Here is a 21,851-nt window from a genome sequence, read left to right on the forward strand (position 1 = left end):
GCCTCCGGCGGAGGGCCTCACGACCTCCGGCGCGGCTTCCCCCGCTTGACGGGCTTCCCGCCGCCCGTACGGGCGCGTGCCGTGCGGCCGGCAGGCTTGCCCGAGGACTTCGCCGACGGTTTGCCGGACGACTTGGCCTGCGACTTCGCAGCCGGTGCCGGGCGGGTGCCGCTCCGGTCGGAGCCCTTGCGCTGCTCGTCGGCCGAGGACGTGGCCGCCGTACGCCCCCTGGTGCTGTTGACGGTGCGTCCGCGCACGATGCCGATGAACTCCTCCACCAGGTCGGTCGTGGCGTCCTCCGGCCAGGACAGGGCGACGCTCGACTGCGGGGCGTCGGCGACCGGGCGGTAGGTGAGGTCCCGGCGGTGGTACAGGCGGGCCAGGGACTGCGGGACGACCAGCAGGCCGACGTTCGCCGCCACCAGCTCGATGGCGTCCTGGGTGGTGGCGGGCCGCTCGAAGGCCGGTTCGCCGGGCGGCGCCTCCCAGTCGAAGACGTCGTCGAGGGGGTGGAAGAGCACCTCGTCGGCGAGGTCGGCCAGGGTCACCTCGTCCGCCGCCGTGATCAGGTGGTCCTTGGGGACGACGACCACGGTCGTCTCGGTGTAGAGCGGGATCGCGCTGAAGAACGTACGGTCGACCGGCAGCCTGACGAACCCGGCGTCGGCCTCCCCCGCGCGCAGCACCTCGGGCGCCTCGGCGGCCGGGACCTGGACGAGGGTGAGCGGGATGCCGGGCAGGCGCTCGTTCCAGATCCTCACCCACTTGGCGGGCGTCACTCCGGGAACGTACGCGAGCCGGAACGACGGTGAATCCTCCGAGCCTGTCATCAGGCCAGGCTACCGGCCCGGCCGGTGACCGCCCGCCACGGGCCGCCGGCACGGCTCTCGGCCACGGCCGCGGCGAGGCCTCGCCGACACGCGCTGCCCGGGTTCCGGCACCGGCCCCGCCAGGCCCCGACCGACGATCACCACCCAGGCTCAGGCACCGGCCCCCACCAGGCCCCGTCGACTAGCGCTGCCCACCCAGCGTCACCGCCCCTGCCAGGGCCCGCCGACAAGCGCTGCCCACCCAGCGTCACCCCCACCAGGGCCCGCCGACAAACACCACCCGCGCGCCGTCACCGCCCCCCACGAGGCTCCGCCGACAAGCGCTCCCCGCGCTCCGGCACCGGCCCCGCCGCCGCGGGCCTCCTCACCGGCCGTGGTCGGCCCTCCGGCCCGCGGCCGATACCCTTGACCGCATGAAGTCGCAGCAGAGCACCCAGACGATGAAGCCCGCGACCGCGGCGAAGAAGCTGGGTGTGTACCTCCCCGCCACCCCCGCCTCCTTCCAGGAGGGTGTGGTCACGCGCGCCGAGCTGAACCAGTTGCAGGCCGACCCGCCCGAGTGGCTGCGCGAGCTGCGGAGCAATGGTCCCCACCCGCGTCCGGTGGTGGCCGCCAGGCTGGGCGTGTCCATCGCGGGTCTGGCCCGCGGCGGGGTCACCGAGGCGCTGACCACCGAGCAGATCGAGGCGCTCCGGCAGGAGCGGCCCGAGTGGCTGGAGAAGGAGCGCGCCACCCAGGCGGAGGTCCGCAAGGAGGCCGCGCGGCTCAAGGAGCTGAAGCAGGAGAAGGCGGCGAAGGCGGCGAAGGCCGAGCAGCGGGACGGCGGCGCCGAGCGCGCCTGATCCGTCAGCCCGTCCCGACGCCCTCCGGCTCCGCCCGGGGGGCGTCGCCCGTTGTGTCGGCCAGGAGCCGGCCGGGAGGGGCAGAGGCACGTGGCGGGCGACACCGGACGGGCCGCCGTTCCCCCGTGCCGGCGGCCCCTCGGACACACTGTGTGTCCGAACAGCCGGTGTCGCCGGGTTGAAGTGTGCGACAGCCGGGGACCGCAGGGATATGCGTACAACTACGTACGCCGACGGGGAGGACGGGTACGCGAGGCAACCGGAGAGGAACCCGTGCGGCTGGAGAAGGCCTACGAGCGCATGATGGCCGTCGCCGTGGCGGCACTGCACGAACGGGAGCCCGAGCGGCTGTGGCCGATGCTGGCCGGCACGCTGGCGGACGTGTGCGGCGGCGAGGCGGTCATCCACAAGCTGGACGAGTGGAGCGAGAGCGAGGGCACGATCGGCACGCTGCCCGACGCCGCCGCGGAGCTGGCCCGGCTGGGGGAAGCCGACCTGGGCCTGCTGCGGGCGGGCTACCCCTTCGCCGGTCACTACGCCGCCGGAACCGACCGGACGCCGGTCAGCGCGCAGCGGGCGGCGGGCCGTACCTGGCCCTCCAGTGCGACGGCCCGCCTGCTCCGCGACGTGCTGGACGTCGACCATGTGCTGGGCGTGCCCCTCCCGGGGAGCGGAGCCCCGATCACCGGGTGCCTGGTGTACCGGGCCGGCACGGACTTCAGCGACGACCACCTGACCGTCGCCGAGCGCGCGCAGCCGCTGCTGGCGGCGGTCGAACGGCAGCGGCTGCTGCTGGAGGAGTGGCGGCGGGCGCTCGGCCCGGCCGGTGCGCCGGACGAGCGGGCGGCGGACTGCGCGCTGACCCCGCGCGAGACCGCCGTCCTGCTGCTGCTCACGGACGCGCTCACCGCCGACGCGATCGGCCGCCGCCTCGGCATCTCGGTCCGCACGGTGCACAAGCACGTGGAGAACATCTATCGCAAACTGGGCACCCGCGACCGCGTCGGCACGGTGCTGCGCGCGCAGCGGCTCGGCCTGGTGCCGGCGCCCGGTGCGGCCGGGGCCACCCGGGGACAGCGTTCGTGACCCGGCACCGGGTCCGTCCGGTGCCGGGGGACTCCGTCCGGTGAGCGGTGCCCCGTCCGGTGAGCCGGCACCCTGTCCGCCGGGTCGGCCGGCGGCGTTCAGCCGAGGAAGCTCAGCCGGACCCGGCGGTCCGGGTTGTCCTTGTTGGTGTCGACCAGACACACCGACTGCCAGGTGCCCAGCTCCAGGCGTCCGCCGAGCACCGGCAGGGTCGCGTGCGGCGGCACGATGGCGGGCAGGACGTGGTCGCGGCCGTGCCCGGGACTGCCGTGCCGGTGCTGCCAGCGGTCGTCGGCGGGGAGCAGGGTGTGCAGGGCGGCGAGGAGGTCGTCGTCGCTGCCGGCACCCGTCTCGATGACGGCGATGCCGGCGGTGGCGTGCGGGACGAAGATGTTGAGCAGACCGTCGCGGCCGGCCGCCGCCTCCCGCAGGAACTCCTCGCAGTCGGCGGTGAGGTCGACGACGCGTTCCCGGCTACCGGTGGAGACGTTCAGCACGCGCGTGGTGAAGGCATCGGACATGCCACCATCCTGACCCATACGCCGGTTTCCACACCCCGTGACGCCCGCGTTTTCCGCTCCACGCGGTCCACAGGACGAGACACCGTTGACCTGTCCGCCGCCATCTGGCTACGTTCAGCCGCATGTTGCGTTCAGCCCTGCTCACCACGCGCGGTCACATCGACCTGCTGCGGGTGGCCTCCGCCGCGTGTCGCCGCGGCCGCTGACGCCCTTCTCCTCGCCCCTCCCCTTCGCGGCTCTCCGTTCGCGGCGTCCCGCTTCCGGTCGCTTTCCCGCCGCGGGGCATCTTGTTCCGCCCGGCGCGCCCGTACGTCCTCCCCGACCTGCCAGTTGAGCGGGACATGACGTAACCGCGCCGAGGCGCGCCTCCTCCAGCCCTCGCTCTCTTCCCGTGGAGCAGCCATGAGCATCAGCCATGCCCCACCTCACTCCCCCGAGCCCGACATTTCGGGTATCTCCACATCACGGGCACCCGCCGCGCAGACTGCCGGTCCCGCCTCCCCCGCCCTCCAGCCCGTCGTCCCCGCCTCCTCCCGCCGCACCCGGGTCCCCCGCTGGGTGCGCCGGACCACGGGCCCGCTCCTGCTGCTGGCCCTGTGGCAACTCCTCAGCACCACCGGCGTGCTGACGGCCGACGTGCTCGCCTCGCCGGGCCGTATCGCGGGGGTCGGCTGGGATCTGATCGCCGATGGTTCGCTGCCGTCGGCCATGGGGACCTCGCTCCAGCGGGTCGCGTTCGGACTGCTGTTCGGCACGGTGACCGGCACCGGACTCGCCCTGCTCTCGGGGCTGTTCCGGATCGGCGAGGACCTGGTGGACGCGCCGGTGCAGATGCTGCGCACGGTGCCGTTCGTCGGTCTCATCCCGCTGTTCATCATCTGGTTCGGCATCGGCGAGACCCCCAAGATCGCGATCATCACGCTCGGTGTCACCTTCCCGCTCTACCTCAACGTCTACGCGGGCATCCGCGGGGTCGACGCCCAACTCATCGAGGCCGGCGAGTCCTTGGGCCTGTCCCGATGGGGACTCGTACGGCACGTGGTGCTGCCGGGGGCGCTCCCCGGAGCGCTGACCGGACTGCGGTACTCGCTCGGCATCGCCTGGCTCGCGCTCGTCTTCGCCGAGCAGGTCAACGCCGACGCCGGCATCGGGTTCCTGATGGTGCAGGCACGGGACTTCCTGCGGACCGACGTGATCGTGGTCTGCCTGATCGTCTACGCCTTCCTCGGCCTGCTCGCCGACTTCATCGTCCGCTCCCTCGAAAGGCTGCTGCTGCAATGGCGACCGACGTTCACCGGACGGTGACCGGGCCCGCCGTCCACGTGGAGGGGCTGACCCGCTCCTTCGACGGGCGCGCGGTCATCGACGACCTCCGACTCGACATCGCACCCGGCGAGTTCGTCGCCCTGCTCGGGCGCAGCGGCTGCGGCAAGTCCACCCTGCTGCGCGTCCTCGCGGGCCTCGACCGGGACATCGAGGGCACGGCCCTGGTGCCGCGCCGCCGGGCCGTCGCCTTCCAGGCGCCCCGGCTCATGCCCTGGAAGAAGGTGTGGCGCAACGTCCTGCTCGGGTTGCCGGGGAGGACCGAACGAGCGCTCGCCGTGCGGGCGTTGGACGAGGTCGGTCTCGGTCATCGCGTCGATGCCTGGCCGAAGACCCTGTCCGGTGGCGAGGCCCAGCGCGCCTCCCTCGCCCGCGCGCTGGTGCGCGAACCCGACCTGCTGCTGCTCGACGAGCCGTTCGGCGCCCTGGACGCGCTCACCCGGATCAAGGCGCAGCGCCTGGTCGGGGAGGTGTGGCAGCGCCGGGGCTGCGCGGTGCTGCTCGTCACGCACGATGTCGAGGAGGCGGTGCTGCTCGCCGACCGGGTCCTGGTCATGGACGGCGGCCGGATCGCCCACGAGCAGCACATCGACCTGCCCCGGCCGCGCGAGATCACCGACCCCCGCTTCGCCGCCCTGCGCGCCCGACTGCTGGAACGGCTCGGCGTCGACACCGCCGCCGCAGCCGCCTGAACGCCCACCCCGCGAACACGAACGGAACCGTCATGCGACGACGCATCGTCCCCGCCGCACTGCTCCTGCCCCTCGCGCTCCTGCTCACCGCCTGCGGCGGGAACACCTCCGCACGGAGCGGCGCCGACATCGACGGACAGGGCTCCGTCACGCTGAACGTCGGTGACCAGAAGGGCGGTTCGGAGGCCATCCTGCGCGCCGCCGGAGAGCTGAAGGACCTGAACTACAAGATCAAGTGGTCGACCTTCACCTCCGGCCCCCCGCTGCTGGAGGCGGTGAACGCGAAGGCCGTCGACATCGGGGGCGTCGGCAACACCCCGCCCGTCTTCGCGGCCGGCGCCGGTTCGAAGATCACCGTCGTCGCCGCCTGGCACGGCACCTCCAAGGGGGACACCATCCTCGTGCCGAAGGGCTCGAAGCTGACCAGCCCTCGGCAGCTCAAGGGCAGGTCCGTGGCCGTCGCGCAGGGCTCCTCCGCGCACTACCAGCTGGTCGCCTCCCTCAAGGCGGCCGGGCTGAGCCTCACCGACGTCCAGGTCAAGTACCTCCAGCCGGCCGACGCGCTCGCCGCGTTCACCTCCGGCAAGGTCGACGCGTGGGCCGTGTGGGACCCGTACACCTCGCAGATCCTCCAGTCCGGGCAGGGCCGCGTGCTCACCACGGGCGACGGCATCACCAACGGCCTGACCTTCCAGGTCGCCGCGCCGGCCGCCCTGAAGGACGCGAAGAAGGCCGCCGCGATCGAGGACTACCTGGCGCGGCTGCGGCGGGCCACGGCCTGGGTGTACGACCACCAGAAGGAGTGGGCCACGGTGTGGGCGAAGGACACCGGGCTGCCGTACGAGGTGGCGCTGGCCTCCGTGAAACGCACCAACTCCACCCGGGTCCCGGTCGCCGTCGACCAGCAGCTGGTCGCCTCGGAGCAGCGCATCGCCGACGCGTTCACCGAGCTGAAGCTCATCCCGCGGAAGGTCGACTTCGCCGACTTCACGGACCCGCGGTACAACGGCGGTCTCCCGCCGTCGACGACCCCGGCCAAGGGCTGAACAGCGGGAAGATCCGTGCGCGGCCGACTGTTGCTTGAAGCGTGAACGAAGTACGTGAGGTCGAGGTCGTCGTCATCGGTGCCGGTCAGGCGGGTCTGGCCGCCGCCTACCACCTGCGGCGCACCGGTTTCGCGCCGGACCGCGACTTCGTCGTCCTCGACCACTCCCCCGGGCCGGGCGGCGCCTGGCAGTTCCGGTGGCCCTCGCTGACCTTCGGCAAGGTGCACGGCATGCACGCGCTGCCCGGCATGGAGCTGACCGGCGCCGACCCGGCGCGGCCCTCGGCCGAGGTCGTCCGGGAGTACTTCGACCGGTACGAGCGCACCTTCGACCTGCGGGTGCGGCGGCCCGTGGATGTGCGCGCGGTGCGCGAGGGCACCGGAGGGCGGCTGCTCGTGGAGACGTCGGACGGCACCTGGTCGACGCGGGCGCTGATCAACGCGACCGGTACCTGGGACCGCCCGTTCTGGCCGCGATACCCCGGGCAGGAGACCTTCCGCGGCCGGCAGTTGCACACCGCGCAGTACGCCGGTCCCGAGGAGTTCGCCGGGCAGCGGGTCGTGGTCGTCGGCGGGGGTGCCTCGGGCACCCAGCATCTGCTGGAGCTGGCCCCGTACGCCGCCGCGACCACCTGGGTCACCCGGCGGCCCCCGGTCTTCCGCGAGGGCCCGTTCGACGAGGAGGCGGGTCGCGCGGCCGTCGCGCTGGTGGAGGACCGGGTGCGTCAGGGACTGCCGCCGCGCAGTGTGGTCTCGGTCACCGGGCTGCCGCTGAACGACGCCGTCCGGCAGGGTCTCGCCGACGGGGTCCTGGACCGGCAGCCGATGTTCGACCGGATCACCCCGGACGGCGTGGCCTGGCGGGACGGCCGGCAGGTGTCCGCCGACGTGATCCTGTGGGCGACCGGGTTCCGGGCCGCGCTCGACCATCTCGCCCCGCTGCGGCTGCGCGAGCCGGGCGGCGGTATCCGGGTGGCGGGCACCCGTGCGGTCGCCGACCCGCGGATCCACCTCGTCGGCTACGGCCCCTCGGCCAGCACCATCGGCGCCAACCGGGCCGGGCGCGCGGCCGTCCGGGACATCCGGCGGCTGCTCGCCGGGGAACCGGTCGCCGCGTGACGCACCGCCGGCTCAACGGAGCGCGGAGGACGCGGACGGCGGCGCCGGCGGACCGTCACCGGTCGGCTGGGCCGTCCCCGTGTTCTCGTGGAGGGCGTTGTACTCGGCCACGTTCCGCAGGTGCGTGTTGTAGTCCGCGGTGAAGCGGGTGTCCCCAGGGGCCATCGTGACGAAGTACAGCCAGTCGCCCGGCGTCGGGTTGAGCGCCGCGCGCATCGCGTCCTCGCCGGGGTTGTCGATCGGCGTGGGCGGCAGGCCCGTGCGCTGGTAGGAGTTGTACGGGCTCTCGGTCTGGGCGTCGCCCTGGCCGGCGCCCGCGGGGGTGCGGTTCAGCCCGTAGTGCAGGGTCGAATCCATCTGCAGCGGCAATCCGCTGTTCAGCCGGTTGAGGATGACCCGGGCGACCTTGCCCATGTCCGCCTTCGTGGCGGCCTCGGCCTGGACGATGCTGGCGATGGTGACCGCCTGGTAGACGTTCATCGCGTTGCGCTGGGCCCCGGCCGCGACGGGTGCGCCGTTGAACTTCCGGTCCGCGGTGTCGATCATGAGTTGCAGCATGGACTCGGGCGTCGCCCCCTTCCGGACGGGATACGTCGCCGGGAAGAGATAGCCTTCGGGGTTGCCCCCGGCCTCGTTCGGCAGTTTCAGGGCGGCCTTGCCGAGGGAGGCCCGGGTGCTGCCCGGGGGCAGCTTGAGCGCCTTGTCGATCGCGTCGTAGATCTGGCTCGCGCGCCAGCCCGCCGGGATCACCAGCGCGGCGGGCTCGGCCTGCTCGCGGCCGGCTGCCAGCGTCAGCAGCGGCACCGCCACGGCGGTGCCGGCCATGACGGCGCCGGTCACCAGGACGGCGAGTCTGCCGCGGCGTGTCAGTCGGGTCCTGCTCCGTGACGGAGTGTTCGTCTGCATGCGGGCACGGTAATACGCATATCCTCCCAAACCCGGCATATAGTCAGTTTGTCGGTGGCGGTCGCGTGTTCAGTTCGCGGGTTGCAGCTGCGCGTCCCGGCGCACCAGGGCCGCGTACCGCCCGTCCCGCTCCAGCAGTTCCTCGTGTGTGCCGCGTTCGGCGACCCGCCCGGAGTCGAGCACCACGATCTGGTCGGCGCCGCGGATCGTGGACAGCCGGTGGGCGATGGTGATCGTCGTGCGGTTGGCCGACAGCGCGTCGATGGCCTCCTGCACGGCGGCTTCCGTGCGGGTGTCGAGCGCGCTCGTCGCCTCGTCCAGGATGAGGACCGGCGGGTCGCGCAGGATGGTGCGGGCTATCGCCAGGCGCTGCTTCTCGCCGCCGGAGAAGCGGTGGCCGCGCTCGCCGACGACGGTGTCGTAGCCGTCGGGCAGCGCCGCTATGTGGTCGTGGATCTGGGCCGCCTCGGCCGCCGCGTGCAGTTCCTCGTCGGTGGCGTCGGGCTTGGCGAAGCGCAGGTTGTCGGCGACCGAGGCGTGGAAGAGGTACGTCTCCTGCGAGACGACGCCGACCGCGCGGGCGAGGGTGTCGAAGTCGAGGTCGCGGACGTCGACGCCGTCCAGGGTCACGCGGCCACCGGTGACGTCGTACAGGCGGGGCACCAGATAGCCGAGCGTGGACTTGCCGGCGCCGGTCGGACCGACCACGGCGAGGCTGCCGCCGGCCGGCACGGTGACGTCGACGCCGTCGAGGACGGGACCGCCCTTGTCGTCGTAGCGGAACTCGACGTCCTCGAAGCGGACCTCGCCCTTGATCTGGTCGAGGTGGACCGGCCGCTCGCGCTCGGTGATGTCGACGGGAAGGTCGAGATATTCGAAGATGCGCTGGAAGAGCGCCAGCGAGGTCTGGATCTGCACGCCGGTCGCGAGCAGGCTCACGGCCGGGCGGAACAGACCCTGCTGGAGCGAGACGAAGGCGACGATGGTGCCGAGGGAGACCTCGGGGCCGCCGAACCGGAGGGCCAGGCCGGCGGTCCAGTAGATGACGGCGGGCATCGCTGCCATGACGATGGAGATCACGGCCATGCGCCAGCGCCCGGCCATGTTCGACCGCACTTCCAGGTCGACCAGGCGCTCGGACTCCTCCGCGAAGGACGCCGTCAGCGAGCCGGAGCGGCCCATGGTGCGGCCGAGCAGGATGCCGCTGACCGAGAGCGACTCGGTGACCGTGGCCGCCATCGCGGCCATCTGCTTCTGCCGCTGGGTGGTGATCTTCTTGCGTTCGTTGCCGACGCGGCGGCTGATCCACACGAACACCGGCAGCAGGAGCAGCGAGACGATCGTCAGCCGCCAGTCCAGGGCGACCATCGCGACGATCGTGGCGACCACGCTGGTGGCGTTGGACACCAGGGAGGTGGCGGTGGAGGTGACGGTGGCCTGCATGCCGCCGATGTCGTTGGCGATGCGGGACTGCACCTCGCCGGTGCGGGTGCGGGTGAAGAAGGCCAGCGACATGCGTTGCAGGCGGCCGTAGACCGCGGTGCGCAGGTCGTGCATGACCCGCTGGCCGACGGTGGTCGAGATCAGGGTCTGCAGCACGCCGAAGACGCCGCCCAGGACGGCGCTGAGGATCATGCCGAGCGCGAGCAGGCTCAGCAGGCCGGTGCGGCCCTGCGGGATGGCGACGTCGAGCGTCTCCCTCAGCAGGAACGGCGTGGCCACCGAGACCAGCGACGAGGCGCCGACGAGCAGGCCGACGACGGCCAGCCGCCCGCGGTAGGGACGGAAGAGCCGCAGGATGCGGCGCACCTGCCGGGGCTGTTCGCCGGCGTCGGCAGGTGGGGTCCAGGAAGGTTCACGGTCGGGGTGCATGGGCTCCTACGGGGCGAGCGGGCGCCGGTCAGGGGTCGGCCGGCGGTGACGGAACGGATCGTAGCTCATTGTTACCTATACTCACAATGAACGGCATCCTGATATTGTTCCCGCATGACCACCCCCGATCCCGACGGCCTGCTCGCCGAGCAGTTGCTGCGGCTCACCCGCCGGGTGCACCGCATCCAGAAGCGCCATCTGGAACAGCGTGACCTGGGCGTCACCCCGGCGCAGTCCCGGCTGCTGCGCACCCTCGCGCACTACGGCTCCCCTCCGCGCATGGCCGACCTCGCCGAGCGCCTGGAGGTCGTGCCCCGCGCGGTGACGACGCTGGTGGACGGGCTGGAGGCGAGCGGCAAGGTGCGGCGGGTGCCGGATCCGGCGAACCGGCGCGTGACCCGGATCGAGCTGACGGACGACGGGCGCGCGACCCTGCGCGAACTGCGCGGCGCCCGCCGCTCGGCGGCCGAGGAGATACTCGCGCCGCTGACCGAGAAGGAGCGCCAGGTGCTCGGCGTCCTGCTGGACACCCTGATCGACGGGGACGCCGCCCAGCGCTGCTGAACGGCGACGGCCCCTTGTCCGCCTTCCCGGTGGTGACGCCCCCGGCCCTGCCCCCGTACCAGGCGTCTCAGCAGCGGCTGCGGTCCCCCGTCAGCACCCCCTGAACCGTCGTCAGCGAACGGTCGTAGCAGCCGTCCGAGCCGTGGAGACGGTAGCGCTCGGCCGATGTGCCGACGGCGTGCCGCTGGTCACGCGGGACGTCGACCGTGTACGTGGCGTCGCCACGGTAGGTGTCGTCCAGCCGTGACCACGCGGTGCGCCGGCCGCCCTCGCGGGTCACCGACGACGCCCGGTCGCCGAGGGTCAGCACGGTGCGCAGCCGGTCGTCGGCACCCAGCGTCGTGGCGCCGTTCATGGTGTACGTCCGGTGTGTTCGGGTCGTGCGGGCGGGGCCGTGGCCGGCGACAGCGACCGCCTCGTCGTCGGTCCAGGCAGCGTCGAGCCCGTCCACCGCCTCGCCGTCGGTCCAGCGGTGGACGGAGGTGTGGGCGAGCGTCCGGGTGACGGTGGTGGTCACGCGGCCGTGCGAGGTGTCCAGGTATCCGGAGACGGTGAGCCGGTGCCCGGCCTCGGTGCGTACGCGGTTCTCCGCACCGGGGGTGAAGGTGGAGGAGTCGGCGAGGCCGGTCGCCGTGTCCTCGGTGAGCGCGCCAGACACATGGGCGCGGTGCGCGTCCTGCCAGACGAGCACGTTCACCGGCGCGCTCCAGCCCGCCCGGTCCGCCGGTACGCCGACGACGGACACCTCGACACGGTGCGGGCGGCCGTCGTCGAGGAGGCCGGCGAAGGGCGTGAGGTCGTACTCGATCGGCCGGACGTCGAAGGCGCGCGGGGCGGGGACGACGTACCAGAGGAAGGGGTTGGACCAGCCGCCCGTCCACACGTGCGGGAACGGCGCCGCGATGCCGGCGAGCCGTCCGTCGACGCTGATCCGGACCTCGCGGTACGGGCCGCGGTCGGCCTTGCACGAGTACGGTGCCGGGTCCGCGACGGTCAGGTACCAGAACTCCTCGCAGCCGCCGCCCGAGCCGGTCGCGTACACCTCCGCGACGACGCGTTCGCTGTTGCGCGGGGTGGTGAGGGTCGTACCGGCGGGCGTGTCGGCGAGTGTGAGGACGCGGTCGGGGGCCGACGCCGGGCGGCGTCCCGCGTAGAAGGTCAGCGTGACGTGGACGTCGATGACCCCGGTGTAGGTGTCGTCCACGACGTTGCCGATGAGCATCTCGACGTCCTGGGCGGTACGGAAGGTGTCGCTGTAGCGGGTGACGTCCTTCTCGACGTGCCACGCGATGCCGTCGGGCGAGGGCTCCGGCGTGGAGGTGCTCAGGACCTCGACGCCGCCGACGTGCAGATAGCCGAGCCGGTCGTACTGACGGCCCTTCACCGTGCCGTCGAGGCGCAGGACCACCTTGCTCCAGCGGTCGCCACAGCCCTCGGGGGGTGTGTACGCGCCCCGGTAGGGCGTGAAGTCACGGAACCGGGCGTCGGCGAGGGTGACCTGGCAGGACTTGGTGTGCGGCCGGTCGACGGGCGGTGCCGCGGTCACCGGGTCGTGCCAGTCGGTGCCGAACTCGGCGGGTACGTCGGCCGCTTGGGCGGGCGCGGTTCCGGTGCCGAAGAGCGCGCTCACCGCGAGGGTCGCCCCGGCGAGCATGGACATGACGATCCGTCTTCTCATGGCCGGTGTTCTACGGGCAGGCGAGCCACCCCGCAATGACGCCTGGGACAGATCGGCGCCATGGCGTCATTCGCGTCGGCTTGGCACAAATACCTAGCTAAGCTGCATTTAGTGATATAAACGGATCTTACTGGCATAGTGCGGTCATGGAGATCACCCAGGGGCCAGGCGAGGAATCCGCGCACCAGGAGTCCGGACAGAGACGCCCCCGCCATGTCCTCCGCACCCGTCGCGCGACCCTCGCCCTCGCCCTCGCCGGAGCGGGTGCGTTGAGCGGCACGGCCGTCCTCGCCGGCATGCTCCCGCACGGAGCAGACGGCTCACCGGCCCCCGGCCCGGCCGCCTCGTCGGGCCCGCCCCCGGCCCCCGGCGCACCGGGCATCGGCGATCCGCTCATGCCGCTCGCCGGCAACGGCGGCTACACGGTCCGCCGTTACACCCTCGACTTCGACTGGCGGGCACCCCGCACGCCCTTCGAGGCCGGCGCCACCATCAGCGCCACCGCCACGCAGGCACTGTCCCGCTTCGACCTGGACTTCGCGGGCAACGCCCTGCACCACGTCACCGTCGACGGCCTGCCGGCCACCGCCGAACGCGACGGCGACGAACTCGTCGTCACTCCCGCACGGCCGATCCCGCGCGGCACCGCGTTCACCGTCCGCGTCGCCTACACGGCCGACCCCACACAGGGACGGCACCGCGACGACGCGATCCAGGACTACGGCTGGGTGCCCACCTCCGACGGCACCGTCGTCTGCGCGCAGCCCGACGGCGCCCGCATGATCTTCCCGGCGAACGACCACCCGAGCCTGCGGGCACCGGTCACGTTCCACATCACCACCCCACCGGGGCTCACCGCGGTGGCCAACGGACGGCTCGTCGGCACCGTCCGCCGGCCCGACGGCCGGACCCGGTGGACGTACGACTCCGAGCAGCCCCTCGCGGCACAGCTGGTCCAGCTGGCGATCGGGAAGTTCACCTTCGTCGACAGCAGCGGCCCGCGCGGACTGCCCGTCCGGGACGTGGTCCCCGACGACCTGGTCACCGACACCGAGGAGTACCGTTCGCTCACCCCGGACCATCTGGCCTGGCTGGAACGGCGGCTCGGCCCGTACCCGTTCCGCCGCTACGGCGTGCTGGTCGGGGACACCGATCTGCCGGTGGCCCTGGAGACCCAGTCGCTGTCCGTCCTGCCGCGGGAGGACCTGCTGGGCGACCGGATCGACGCCGAACGCAATCTCGTCCACGAGCTGGCCCACCACTGGACGGGCGACAGCGTCGCCATCCGGCGCTGGTCCGACCTGTGGCTGAGCGAGGGTCACGCCCGTTTCTACGAACGCCTGTACTCCGACGAGCACGGCGGCGTGAGCCTGGAGTCCGTGATGCGCTCGGCCTACGAGCAGCACGACCGGTGGCGGCACGACGAAGGGGCACCCGCCGAGCCCACCGAGGCGACCCTGTTCAAGGTGATGCGGTACGACGGCTCCGCACTGGTGCTGTTCGCGCTGCGGGAGGAGGTCGGCGCGGAGACCTTCGAGCGGATCGAGCGTGCCTGGGTGACCGAGTTCCGGGGCCGTGCCGCAGGCACCCGGGACTTCGTCGCGCTCGCGTCCCGGGTCGCCGGAAAGGACCTGACGGCGTTTCTGGATCCGTGGCTGTACGGGGCGCACACCCCGCCCATGCCGGGCCACCCCGACTGGCAGGTGGACCCGGTCGAGGACTGAGGCGCACCCGGTCGCCGTGGTTGCCCCGGGCAGCGGAGTCGCTGCCGCCGACCGGGTGGCCTCCGCCGGACCGCTGGTCCACCCCGGTGACCTTCGCCACGACACGGCGCCCTGGGCACGGAAACGTACGAGGGGTGGCGCTACGGGCAACTCCTTTGTCCTGGTGCGATCGAGCGTGGTTGGGAGAGCCTCTGCGATGAGAAGAAATGTTTCTGCACATGTCCCCGGTGCCATCAGGAGGTGCCGCCGTACGGCTTGTGTGATCGCGGGGGCGGCCCTTCTGCCGCCGCTGCTGATCCTCCCGATGTCCGGCACCGACGACGCGGCGGACCGGCGTCTGCAGGACGCCTTCACGAACGCCGCGCGCGAGTTCCACGTGCCGCGCAGTGTGCTCATGAGCGTGTCCTACATGCAGTCGCGCTGGGACTCCCATCCGGGCGCCCCCAGCGTCGCCGGCGGCTTCGGGCCCATGCACCTGGTGGACATCGAGCGCGTCCAGGCCTCCGCAGCGCCGTCCGAACCGTACGCACCGCTCGACGAACAGGCCACGCCCCGCACGGGCGCCGCCGGAACCCCCGCCACGGGCACCTCGGCGGGCCACGCCGTGCAGCCCGCCGACCTCGAGAGCGCGGCGCGCCTGATCCAGGTCCCGGCCGAACGCCTGCGCACGGACGCCGTCGCCAACGTCCGCGGCGGAGCGGCACTCCTGGCCGCCACGCAGCGACAGCTCGGCAAACCCCTGAGCTCCGACCCGGCCGACTGGTGGGAGACGGTCGCGCGCTTCCCGGGCACCCGTGACGTCGCGTCAGCCGCGGCCTACGCCGACGACGTCTTCGCCCTGATCCGGCGGGGAGCACACCGCACCACCGCCGAAGGACAGGACGTCGCGCTCCCCGCCACCCCCAGCCTGCAGCCGCACCCCCACACCCCCCGGGCGCAGGGCCCGCAGCGGCCGAAGCAGGTCGAGTGCCCCGCCGAACTGGCCTGTGACTGGCTCGGCGCGCCGTACGAGGAGATCGACGACGGCGACTACGGCAACCACGACCTGGCCGACCGGCCCAGGGACCAGCCGATCGAGTACATCGTCATCCACGACACCGAGGCCGAGCTGCCGAGCATGCTCCAGACGGTGCAGGACCCGACGGAGTCGTCGTGGCACTACTCGATCCGCTCCAGCGACGGCCATGTCACCCAGCACGTCAGGACCAAGGACGAGGCCTGGCACTCCGGCAGCCAGTTCGTCAACGCCCGCTCGATCGGCATCGAGCACGAAGGGTTCCTCACCCAGCCGGGAACCTGGTACACGGAGCGGATGTACCAGGCCTCGGCGCGCCTGGTGCGGTACCTGGCGAAGAAGTACAGCATCCCGCTCGACCGGCAGCACATCTTCGGCCACGACAACGTGCCCGCGCCGACCGCCGACACCATCCCCGACATGCACGACGACCCCGGCCCCTTCTGGGACTGGCGGCACTACTTCGACCTCCTCGGCGCGCCGTTCAAGGCCACGGCGGGACCGGACAGCGACATGGTGACGATCCTGCCGGACTTCGCCCAGCACAAGCCCGACTACACCGGATGCGGCGGCAGCGGCAAGCCGTGCCCGCCGCACGGCTCCAGCGCGGTCCGCCTGCACACCGAACCGGACGAGAAGGCCCCGCTGATCCAGGACCCGGGCCGCAAGCCCGACGGCGAGGACTCCACCAAGGACGTCAACGACCTGGGGTCACGCGTCTCCACCGGCCAGACATTCGCCGTCGCCGACCGCAGCGGCGACTGGACGGCGATCTGGTTCCAGGGCCACAAGGCGTGGTTCAAGAACCCCAAGAAGCACCCGACCGCCGTCGGGGCGAGCGGGCGCATGATCACACCGAAGGAAGGCCTGGACGAGATCCCGGTCTACGGCCGTGCCCTCCCCGAGGAGGATGCCTACCCGGAGGACGTGGACGGGCCCGCCGAGTCGCCACTCCCGTACCCCATCCTGGCGGGCCAGCGCTACGTGACCCAGGCCGGCGTCGGCAGTTCCTACACCGCCAAGTCCTTCAGCGACACGCCCAACCCGGTGGTGTGGGGACGGGAGCGGTACTACGAGATCCAGCTCGGCCACCGGCTCGCGTACGTCCGGGCCAGCGACGTGGACGTGGTGGAAGCGTCCGGCGCGGCCGGGCCGCAGGGGCAGAAGGCCACCGGCCCGGGCGGGCGCTGACCTCACCGGAGCCGGGATCCGGCCGCGGTCCGGCGGCGAGGTGCCCTTGCGTCCGTTGTGGTCGACGGCGATGACGTAGTCGGAGTCGGAGTCGGCTGGTGTGCCTCGTCCCACCCGTCCAGGGTGCGTAGACCCCTGGTCCCGGCCGGCTCTGGAGGCGGCCGGGTGCTCCGTCGGCCGTACACGGCCACGGCGTGGCGGGCGTCGGCGGGGATGCGGGAATGCGGGCGGTCGCCGACGCCCGGGACACCGGCGGGGGCCGGCCGTGGAGCCGCGGAGGATAGGGCGGGTGTCCACGCGGCGGGCTCCGGGCACCCTGTGCGCCGTTCCCTCTGGCCCGGCCCCGGGCACCCTGTGCGCCGTTCCCTCTTCCGGACACTCTCGGTCTGCGGCACGGCCGCCGCCGCGAGGGCTGCCCGGGGCCATATGGGTGCATGGGGCTTGAGCAGGCGGGTGTCGGGGCCTTGCCGGAACGACGGTCCTGGGCGGAGTGGCCGTCCTGTCCGGAAGGGCCGCCCTGTCCGGAAGGACCGTCCTGGCCGGAACTCGGCGAATGGTGCGGGCCCCGCGGAAAACCGTTTGAAATTCACCACTCTGCGACGCGAACCTTTCACGGCTTGTCGCCGCTCACCGCGGCGTTCCGCTCCTTCCCCTGCCCTGACACGAGCCACTGGGACGTCATGCAGATCCAAGACCTTCCGTATCCCGATCCGGGCGTGCCCGACACGCGTTCGGGTCCCCGATTCCTGTGGTGGCTCTGGCGCAACCAGCTGGGCGGGCAGCTGAAGTCGCTCGCCTGGGGCCTGCTGCACTTCGTCTCCGTCTCCGCCCTCCCCTTCTGCGTCGGCCTCGCCGTGCAGGCGGCCGTCGACCGCTCCGGCACCCGGCTCGCCCTGACGGGTGCTCTGATGCTGCTGTGCGGCACGGGGATCGCCGTCGGCGACACCTTTCTGCACCGGACCGCCGTGACCAACTGGATCACCGCCGCCGCCCGCGTCCAGCAGCTGCTGGCGCGCAAGGCCGCCCAGCTGGGCTCGGCCCTGACCCGGCGGGTGGCCGCCGGTGAGGTGGTGGCCGTGTCCACCGGCGACGTCGAGAAGATCGGCTGGTTCGTCGAGGCCGTCTCCCGGTTCACCGCCGCCGCGCTCACCGTCCTGGTCGTCTGCGTCGGCCTGCTCGTGTACCAGCCCGCGCTCGGTGTGGTCGTCGCCGTGGGCCTGCCCGTCGTGGCCCTCGCGGTACTGCCGCTGCTGCCCCGGGCGACGCGCCGCGCCGACGTGCAGCGCGAGAAGGCGGGGCGGGCCACCGAACTGGCCTCCGACACCGTCGCGGGCCTGCGCGTGCTGCGCGGCATCGGCGGCGAGGAGCTGTTCCTCGACCGCTACCGCCGGGCCTCGCAGGAGGTACGGCACGCCGCCGTGCGCAGCGCCCGGATGTGGTCGCTGATCTCCGCCGTCCAGGTGCTGCTGCCCGGCCTGCTGCTGATCGCCGTCGTCTGGCACGGCACCGACCTGGCCCGCCAGGGCCGGATCTCGGTCGGCGAACTCGTCACGGTCTACAGCGCGGTGATGGTCCTGAACTATCCGCTGCGGCACTTCGAGGAGATCGCCATGGCGTACTCCTTCTCCCGCCCCTCGGCCAAACGCGCCGCCCGCGTGCTGTCGCTCGAACGGTCCACGGTCACCGACGGAACCCGCGCGGCCGAGGTGCCGGGCGGCGACCTGTACGACCCAGCGACCGGTCTGCTCGCTCCCGCCGGCCGGTTCACCGCCGTGGTGTGCGGCGACCCGGACGCGGCGGGCAGGCTCGCCGAACGGCTGGGCGGCCACCCCGCGGAGCCGGGCCGGTCGGTCCTGCTCGGCGGGGTCCCCCTGGACGAACTCCCCCTCGACAGTGCCCGGACCGCCGTCCTCGTCCAGGACAAGGACCCGGTGCTGCTCTCCGGCACGCTGCGCGAACTGCTGGACGTGCCCGCCTCCGGCGCCGTACGGGCCGACGACGCTCTGGCCGCAGCGCAGTGCGAGGACGTGCTGGACGCGCTCGTGCAGGGGTCGCTGGACGCGGCCGACCCGATGGACGCCCACATCACCGAGCGCGGACGCTCCCTGTCCGGCGGCCAGCGCCAGCGGCTCGCCCTCGCCAGGTCGCTCATCACCGATCCGGAGGTGCTGGTGCTGGACGAACCGACCTCCGCCGTCGACTCGCACACCGAGGCCAGGATCGCCGACGGGCTGCGCCGGCTGCGGTCGGGGCGGACGACGGTGGTGTTCACCTCCTCGCCGCTGCTGCTCGACCGCGCGGACCGGGTGGCCCTGGTGCACGACGGCGAGGTCGTGGCGGTCGGCGTGCACCGGGAACTCGTCGACGACGAGCCGCGGTACCGGGCCGTGGTCACCCGGGAGACCGACGAGGAACTGGCCGCGACGGACGACAGCATGCTGCTGGACGCGCTCCAGGAGCTGGAAGAGATCGAGGAGAGCGCATGATCGGCGTCGCGCCACCGGCCTACGACCCGGCGGCCCCGACCACCGCCACCACCCTGCCCGTCGGCGCCGCCGCGACCGTGCGCGCCTACGTCACCGAGCTCTTCCGCCGGCACCGGCGTGCCTTCCTGCTGCTCATCGCCGTCAACACGGTCGCCGTGGTCGCCTCCATGGTGGGCCCGTACCTGCTCGGCGGCCTGGTCGAGCGGGTGACGGACGGGGCCGGGGACCTCCATATGGGCCTGACCGCCGGTCTGTTCGTGCTCGCGCTGGCCGTGCAGGCCGGGTTCGTCCGGCAGGTGCGGCTGCGGGGCGCGATGCTCGGCGAGCGGATGCTGGCCGACCTGCGCGAGGACTTCCTCGTACGGTCCGTCGGACTGCCGCCGGGCGTGCTGGAGCGGGCCGGCACCGGAGACCTGCTCTCCCGCATCACGACCGACATCGACCGCCTGGCCAACGCCATGCGCGAGGCCGTGCCGCAGCTGGCCATCGGCGTCGTGTGGGCGCTGCTGCTGCTCGGCGGGCTTGTGGTGACGGCCCCGCCGCTGGCCGCCGCCGTGCTGCTCGCCGTCCCGGTCCTGGTGGCCGGCTGCCGCTGGTACTTCAAGCGGGCGCCGTCCGGCTACCGCTCGGAGGCCGCCGGGTACGCCGCCGTCGCCGCCGCTCTCGCCGAGACCGTGGACGCCGGCCACACCATCGAGGCACATCGTCTCGGCGCCCGCCGTGTGGCCCTGTCGGAACGGCGGATCAAGGAATGGACGGCGTGGGAGCGCTACACCCTCTGGCTCCGCTCCGTGCTCTTCCCGGTCATCAACACCGTCCACCTCCTCGTGCTCGGTTCGGTCCTGATGGTCGGCGGTGTCTTCGTCCTGCACGGCTGGATCGGGGTGGGCCAGCTGACCACCGGGGCGCTCATCGCGCAGATGCTCGTCGATCCCGTGAACCTGATCCTGCGCTGGTACGACGAGGTCCAGGTCGCCCAGGTGTCGCTGGCCCGGCTGGTCGGCGTGCGGGACATCGAGCCGGAGGCCGGAGAGGCCGCGCTGGCCCCCGACGGCCGGGTCGTGCACGCCGACCGGGTCCACTTCGGCTACCGCGAGGGCGTCGACGTGCTCCGCAAGGTCTCTCTGGAGGTGGCACCGGGCACCCGGCTCGCCCTCGTCGGCCCGTCCGGCGCGGGCAAGTCCACGCTGGGCCGGCTGCTCGCCGGGATCTACGCGCCCCGGGAGGGCCGGGTCACCCTGGGCGGGGCGGAGCTGTCCCGGATGCCCGCGGAACGCGTCCGCTCGCACGTCGCTCTCGTCAACCAGGAGCACCACGTCTTCGTGGGCTCGCTGCGCGACAACCTCCTGCTGGCCCGCACCGGCGCCACGGACGCCGAGCTGTGGGCGGCCCTGGGTGCGGTCGACGCGGACGGATGGGCGCGGGCGCTGGACGACGGCCTGGACACCGAGGTCGGCTCCGGAGGCCTGGCGCTGACCCCGGCGCAGGCCCAGCAGATCGCGCTGGCCCGGCTGGTGCTGGCCGATCCGCACACGCTGGTCCTGGACGAGGCGACCTCGCTGCTCGACCCGCGTGCGGCCCGCCACCTGGAACGGTCCCTGGCGCGTGTCCTCGACGGCCGCACCGTGGTCGCCATCGCCCACCGGCTGCACACCGCCCATGACGCCGACGTGATCGCCGTCGTCGAGAACGGTCGCATCAGCGAGCTGGGCAGTCATGAGGAGCTGGTCGCGGCGGAAGGGGCGTACGCGGCGCTCTGGCGGTCCTGGCACGGGTGAGACCGGGCCGGCGGGCGCCGGAGCTACGGAGGTGGCCGGGCCGGCCGGGGCCGCGGGCATGACCGGGCGTGCCGGGTCGGTGGAGGTGCCTGGGTCGTCGCGGTGGACGGGGGACCTCACCGCCGCCTTTGGAAACCGGGTGCCGCGGCCGTCGGGGTGCCGGGGCCGGGACCCGTTGGGTCCGGCCGGGCCCCCGTGCAGGAGCGCGCGGCCCCGCCGGGACTCGTGCCGTTGCGCGGTGCCGAGCCGGGGTGGAAGGCTGGAAAGCGGCACCGGCCCGGGGTGTGTCCGGGAACCTGGCGGTTCGCCGTATGCCCCCGTGCCCGGCCCGCCGACGGCCCGCCGCCCACTGGGACGGCACCGGGCCGTGCTGACCACCTGGAGGTAGTCGTGGACACGGACGGCTGGGGGGACGACGTCTACCAGCCCGATCCCTCGGAGATCCCGGAGGACTCGGGGGTGCTCGACGTCGAGGACACCCTGGATTTCGACGGCGTCGCCGAACCCCTCGACCGCGGCTGGTCCCCTCCGGAGCGCCCGTGGGCGGTCGAGCACACCGGTGTGACCGCGGCCGAACGCCAGGCGGGCGAGACCCTCGACCAGCGGCTCGCCGAGGAGCAGCCGGACCTCGCCGCTCCCGACGGCGACGGCATCGGCGACTGCGACGGCACGGACGGTGAGCTTCTGGACAACGAGGTCGGCAACTTCCGCTCCGGCCGGCTGGTGGCCCCCGACGAGGGTGCGCACGAGGACGATGAGGCCGCCCTCGTCGCGACCGACGTCGGTATCGACGGTGCCGCCGCCTCCGCCGAGGAGGCCGCGATGCACATCGTCGACGAGGACTCCCTCCCCGGCTGAGCCGGCCCCGTCGGCCGCCCCCGCCCCGAGCGCCCCGCACAAGGAGCCGCCATGCAGCAGGACAAGCACCCCGACTACCACCCCGTGGTCTTCCGGGACCGCGCCGCCGGCTACGCCTTCCTGACCAGGTCCACCGCGCGGAGCGAGCAGACCATCGAGTGGGACGACGGCCGCACCTACCCGGTGATCGACGTGGAGATCTCCTCGGAGAGCCACCCCTTCTACACGGGCAAGGCCCGCACGGTCGACACCGAGGGCCGCATCGCCCGGTTCGAGCGCCGGTACGGCGCGGCGGACGCGGACGAGGCGACCTGACCCGGA

Annotated in this window: 19 protein-coding genes; 14 read left to right on the forward strand and 5 right to left on the reverse strand. The window is 72.9% G+C overall.

Going from position 1 to position 21,851, the window contains the following annotated elements; translation table 11 throughout:
- Positions 1–17 precede the first annotated feature (17 nt).
- Positions 18–830, reverse strand: coding sequence for a LysR substrate-binding domain-containing protein (locus ABZV94_RS19400; protein ID WP_356341631.1), 813 nt, complete (start codon positions 828–830; stop codon positions 18–20).
- A 413-nt stretch (positions 831–1,243) separates the two neighbouring features.
- On the opposite strand from ABZV94_RS19400, the gene ABZV94_RS19405 reads away from it, so the two are divergent.
- The gene (locus ABZV94_RS19405) at positions 1,244–1,672 is read left to right on the forward strand and encodes a DUF5997 family protein (RefSeq protein WP_356341632.1); all 429 of its coding nucleotides are present in this window, start codon (positions 1,244–1,246) and stop codon (positions 1,670–1,672) included.
- A gap of 273 nt (positions 1,673–1,945) precedes the next feature.
- Positions 1,946–2,758: a LuxR C-terminal-related transcriptional regulator gene (locus ABZV94_RS19410; protein WP_356341633.1), complete on the forward strand. Its 813-nt coding sequence runs from the start codon at positions 1,946–1,948 to the stop codon at positions 2,756–2,758.
- 98 nt (positions 2,759–2,856) lie between these two features.
- Here the strand turns inward: ABZV94_RS19410 and ABZV94_RS19415 are convergent, their stop codons facing one another.
- Positions 2,857–3,279: a secondary thiamine-phosphate synthase enzyme YjbQ gene (locus ABZV94_RS19415; RefSeq protein WP_356341634.1), complete on the reverse strand. Its 423-nt coding sequence runs from the start codon at positions 3,277–3,279 to the stop codon at positions 2,857–2,859.
- Positions 3,280–3,401: 122 nt separating this feature from the next.
- Here ABZV94_RS19415 and ABZV94_RS19420 point away from each other — a divergent pair, with 122 nt between their 5' ends.
- The 5 genes from ABZV94_RS19420 to ABZV94_RS19440 all read left to right on the forward strand — a co-directional run bounded on the left by ABZV94_RS19420 (position 3,402) and on the right by ABZV94_RS19440 (position 7,458).
- Positions 3,402–3,485: a putative leader peptide gene (locus ABZV94_RS19420; RefSeq protein WP_313884353.1), complete on the forward strand. Its 84-nt coding sequence runs from the start codon at positions 3,402–3,404 to the stop codon at positions 3,483–3,485.
- A 196-nt stretch (positions 3,486–3,681) separates the two neighbouring features.
- Positions 3,682–4,584, forward strand: coding sequence for an ABC transporter permease (locus ABZV94_RS19425; RefSeq protein WP_356341636.1), 903 nt, complete (start codon positions 3,682–3,684; stop codon positions 4,582–4,584).
- Positions 4,557–5,294: an ABC transporter ATP-binding protein gene (locus tag ABZV94_RS19430; protein WP_356341637.1), complete on the forward strand. Its 738-nt coding sequence runs from the start codon at positions 4,557–4,559 to the stop codon at positions 5,292–5,294. The genes ABZV94_RS19425 and ABZV94_RS19430 overlap by 28 nt, the downstream gene beginning before the upstream one ends.
- A gap of 32 nt (positions 5,295–5,326) precedes the next feature.
- Positions 5,327–6,340, forward strand: a complete 1,014-nt coding sequence (locus ABZV94_RS19435) for an ABC transporter substrate-binding protein (protein WP_356341638.1) — start codon at positions 5,327–5,329, stop codon at positions 6,338–6,340.
- 41 nt (positions 6,341–6,381) lie between these two features.
- On the forward strand, positions 6,382–7,458 hold the full coding sequence (locus ABZV94_RS19440; RefSeq protein WP_356341640.1) for an NAD(P)-binding domain-containing protein: 1,077 nt from the start codon (positions 6,382–6,384) through the stop codon (positions 7,456–7,458).
- 12 nt (positions 7,459–7,470) lie between these two features.
- Here ABZV94_RS19440 and mltG read toward each other — a convergent pair whose 3' ends face one another.
- On the reverse strand, positions 7,471–8,364 hold the full coding sequence (gene mltG / locus ABZV94_RS19445; protein ID WP_356341641.1) for an endolytic transglycosylase MltG: 894 nt from the start codon (positions 8,362–8,364) through the stop codon (positions 7,471–7,473).
- A gap of 69 nt (positions 8,365–8,433) precedes the next feature.
- Positions 8,434–10,236, reverse strand: a complete 1,803-nt coding sequence (locus tag ABZV94_RS19450) for an ABC transporter ATP-binding protein (RefSeq protein WP_356341643.1) — start codon at positions 10,234–10,236, stop codon at positions 8,434–8,436.
- 114 nt (positions 10,237–10,350) lie between these two features.
- Between ABZV94_RS19450 and ABZV94_RS19455 the strand changes: the two genes are divergently transcribed.
- Positions 10,351–10,800, forward strand: a complete 450-nt coding sequence (locus tag ABZV94_RS19455; protein ID WP_356341644.1) for a MarR family transcriptional regulator — start codon at positions 10,351–10,353, stop codon at positions 10,798–10,800.
- Between the two features lie 67 nt (positions 10,801–10,867).
- Here the strand turns inward: ABZV94_RS19455 and ABZV94_RS19460 are convergent, their stop codons facing one another.
- Complete coding sequence (locus ABZV94_RS19460; protein WP_356341645.1) at positions 10,868–12,478, reverse strand: peptide-N4-asparagine amidase; 1,611 nt, start codon at positions 12,476–12,478, stop codon at positions 10,868–10,870.
- Between the two features lie 146 nt (positions 12,479–12,624).
- Between ABZV94_RS19460 and ABZV94_RS19465 the strand changes: the two genes are divergently transcribed.
- From ABZV94_RS19465 to ABZV94_RS19490, 6 genes are all read left to right on the forward strand, one after another.
- Positions 12,625–14,202, forward strand: coding sequence for a M1 family metallopeptidase (locus ABZV94_RS19465; RefSeq protein WP_356341646.1), 1,578 nt, complete (start codon positions 12,625–12,627; stop codon positions 14,200–14,202).
- Positions 14,203–14,506: 304 nt separating this feature from the next.
- Positions 14,507–16,408: an N-acetylmuramoyl-L-alanine amidase gene (locus ABZV94_RS19470; protein WP_356341647.1), complete on the forward strand. Its 1,902-nt coding sequence runs from the start codon at positions 14,507–14,509 to the stop codon at positions 16,406–16,408.
- Positions 16,409–17,088: 680 nt separating this feature from the next.
- Complete coding sequence (locus ABZV94_RS19475) at positions 17,089–18,894, forward strand: ABC transporter ATP-binding protein (RefSeq protein WP_356341649.1); 1,806 nt, start codon at positions 17,089–17,091, stop codon at positions 18,892–18,894.
- Complete coding sequence (locus ABZV94_RS19480) at positions 18,891–20,672, forward strand: ABC transporter ATP-binding protein (RefSeq protein WP_356341651.1); 1,782 nt, start codon at positions 18,891–18,893, stop codon at positions 20,670–20,672. The genes ABZV94_RS19475 and ABZV94_RS19480 overlap by 4 nt, the downstream gene beginning before the upstream one ends.
- 390 nt (positions 20,673–21,062) lie before the next feature.
- Positions 21,063–21,530, forward strand: a complete 468-nt coding sequence (locus ABZV94_RS19485; protein WP_356341653.1) for a DUF5709 domain-containing protein — start codon at positions 21,063–21,065, stop codon at positions 21,528–21,530.
- A 51-nt stretch (positions 21,531–21,581) separates the two neighbouring features.
- Positions 21,582–21,845, forward strand: coding sequence for a type B 50S ribosomal protein L31 (locus ABZV94_RS19490; RefSeq protein WP_356341655.1), 264 nt, complete (start codon positions 21,582–21,584; stop codon positions 21,843–21,845).
- Positions 21,846–21,851: the final 6 nt, after the last annotated feature.

The sequence above is a fragment of the Streptomyces sp. NPDC004658 genome (genome assembly GCF_040609555.1).
Classification (GTDB): domain Bacteria; phylum Actinomycetota; class Actinomycetes; order Streptomycetales; family Streptomycetaceae; genus Streptomyces.

Coding starts and splice junctions, on each gene's coding strand:
- ABZV94_RS19470 (WP_356341647.1), top strand. CDS start 14,507: ATGTCCGGCACCGACGACGCGGCGGACCGGCGTCTGCAGGACGCCTTC.
- ABZV94_RS19450 (WP_356341643.1), bottom strand. CDS start 10,236: ATGCACCCCGACCGTGAACCTTCCTGGACCCCACCTGCCGACGCCGGC.
- ABZV94_RS19480 (WP_356341651.1), top strand. CDS start 18,891: ATGATCGGCGTCGCGCCACCGGCCTACGACCCGGCGGCCCCGACCACC.
- ABZV94_RS19405 (WP_356341632.1), top strand. CDS start 1,244: ATGAAGTCGCAGCAGAGCACCCAGACGATGAAGCCCGCGACCGCGGCG.
- ABZV94_RS19455 (WP_356341644.1), top strand. CDS start 10,351: ATGACCACCCCCGATCCCGACGGCCTGCTCGCCGAGCAGTTGCTGCGG.
- ABZV94_RS19425 (WP_356341636.1), top strand. CDS start 3,682: ATGAGCATCAGCCATGCCCCACCTCACTCCCCCGAGCCCGACATTTCG.
- ABZV94_RS19465 (WP_356341646.1), top strand. CDS start 12,625: ATGGAGATCACCCAGGGGCCAGGCGAGGAATCCGCGCACCAGGAGTCC.
- ABZV94_RS19420 (WP_313884353.1), top strand. CDS start 3,402: ATGTTGCGTTCAGCCCTGCTCACCACGCGCGGTCACATCGACCTGCTG.
- ABZV94_RS19400 (WP_356341631.1), bottom strand. CDS start 830: ATGACAGGCTCGGAGGATTCACCGTCGTTCCGGCTCGCGTACGTTCCC.
- ABZV94_RS19475 (WP_356341649.1), top strand. CDS start 17,089: ATGCAGATCCAAGACCTTCCGTATCCCGATCCGGGCGTGCCCGACACG.
- ABZV94_RS19460 (WP_356341645.1), bottom strand. CDS start 12,478: ATGAGAAGACGGATCGTCATGTCCATGCTCGCCGGGGCGACCCTCGCG.
- ABZV94_RS19415 (WP_356341634.1), bottom strand. CDS start 3,279: ATGTCCGATGCCTTCACCACGCGCGTGCTGAACGTCTCCACCGGTAGC.
- ABZV94_RS19435 (WP_356341638.1), top strand. CDS start 5,327: ATGCGACGACGCATCGTCCCCGCCGCACTGCTCCTGCCCCTCGCGCTC.
- ABZV94_RS19490 (WP_356341655.1), top strand. CDS start 21,582: ATGCAGCAGGACAAGCACCCCGACTACCACCCCGTGGTCTTCCGGGAC.
- ABZV94_RS19430 (WP_356341637.1), top strand. CDS start 4,557: ATGGCGACCGACGTTCACCGGACGGTGACCGGGCCCGCCGTCCACGTG.
- mltG (WP_356341641.1), bottom strand. CDS start 8,364: ATGCAGACGAACACTCCGTCACGGAGCAGGACCCGACTGACACGCCGC.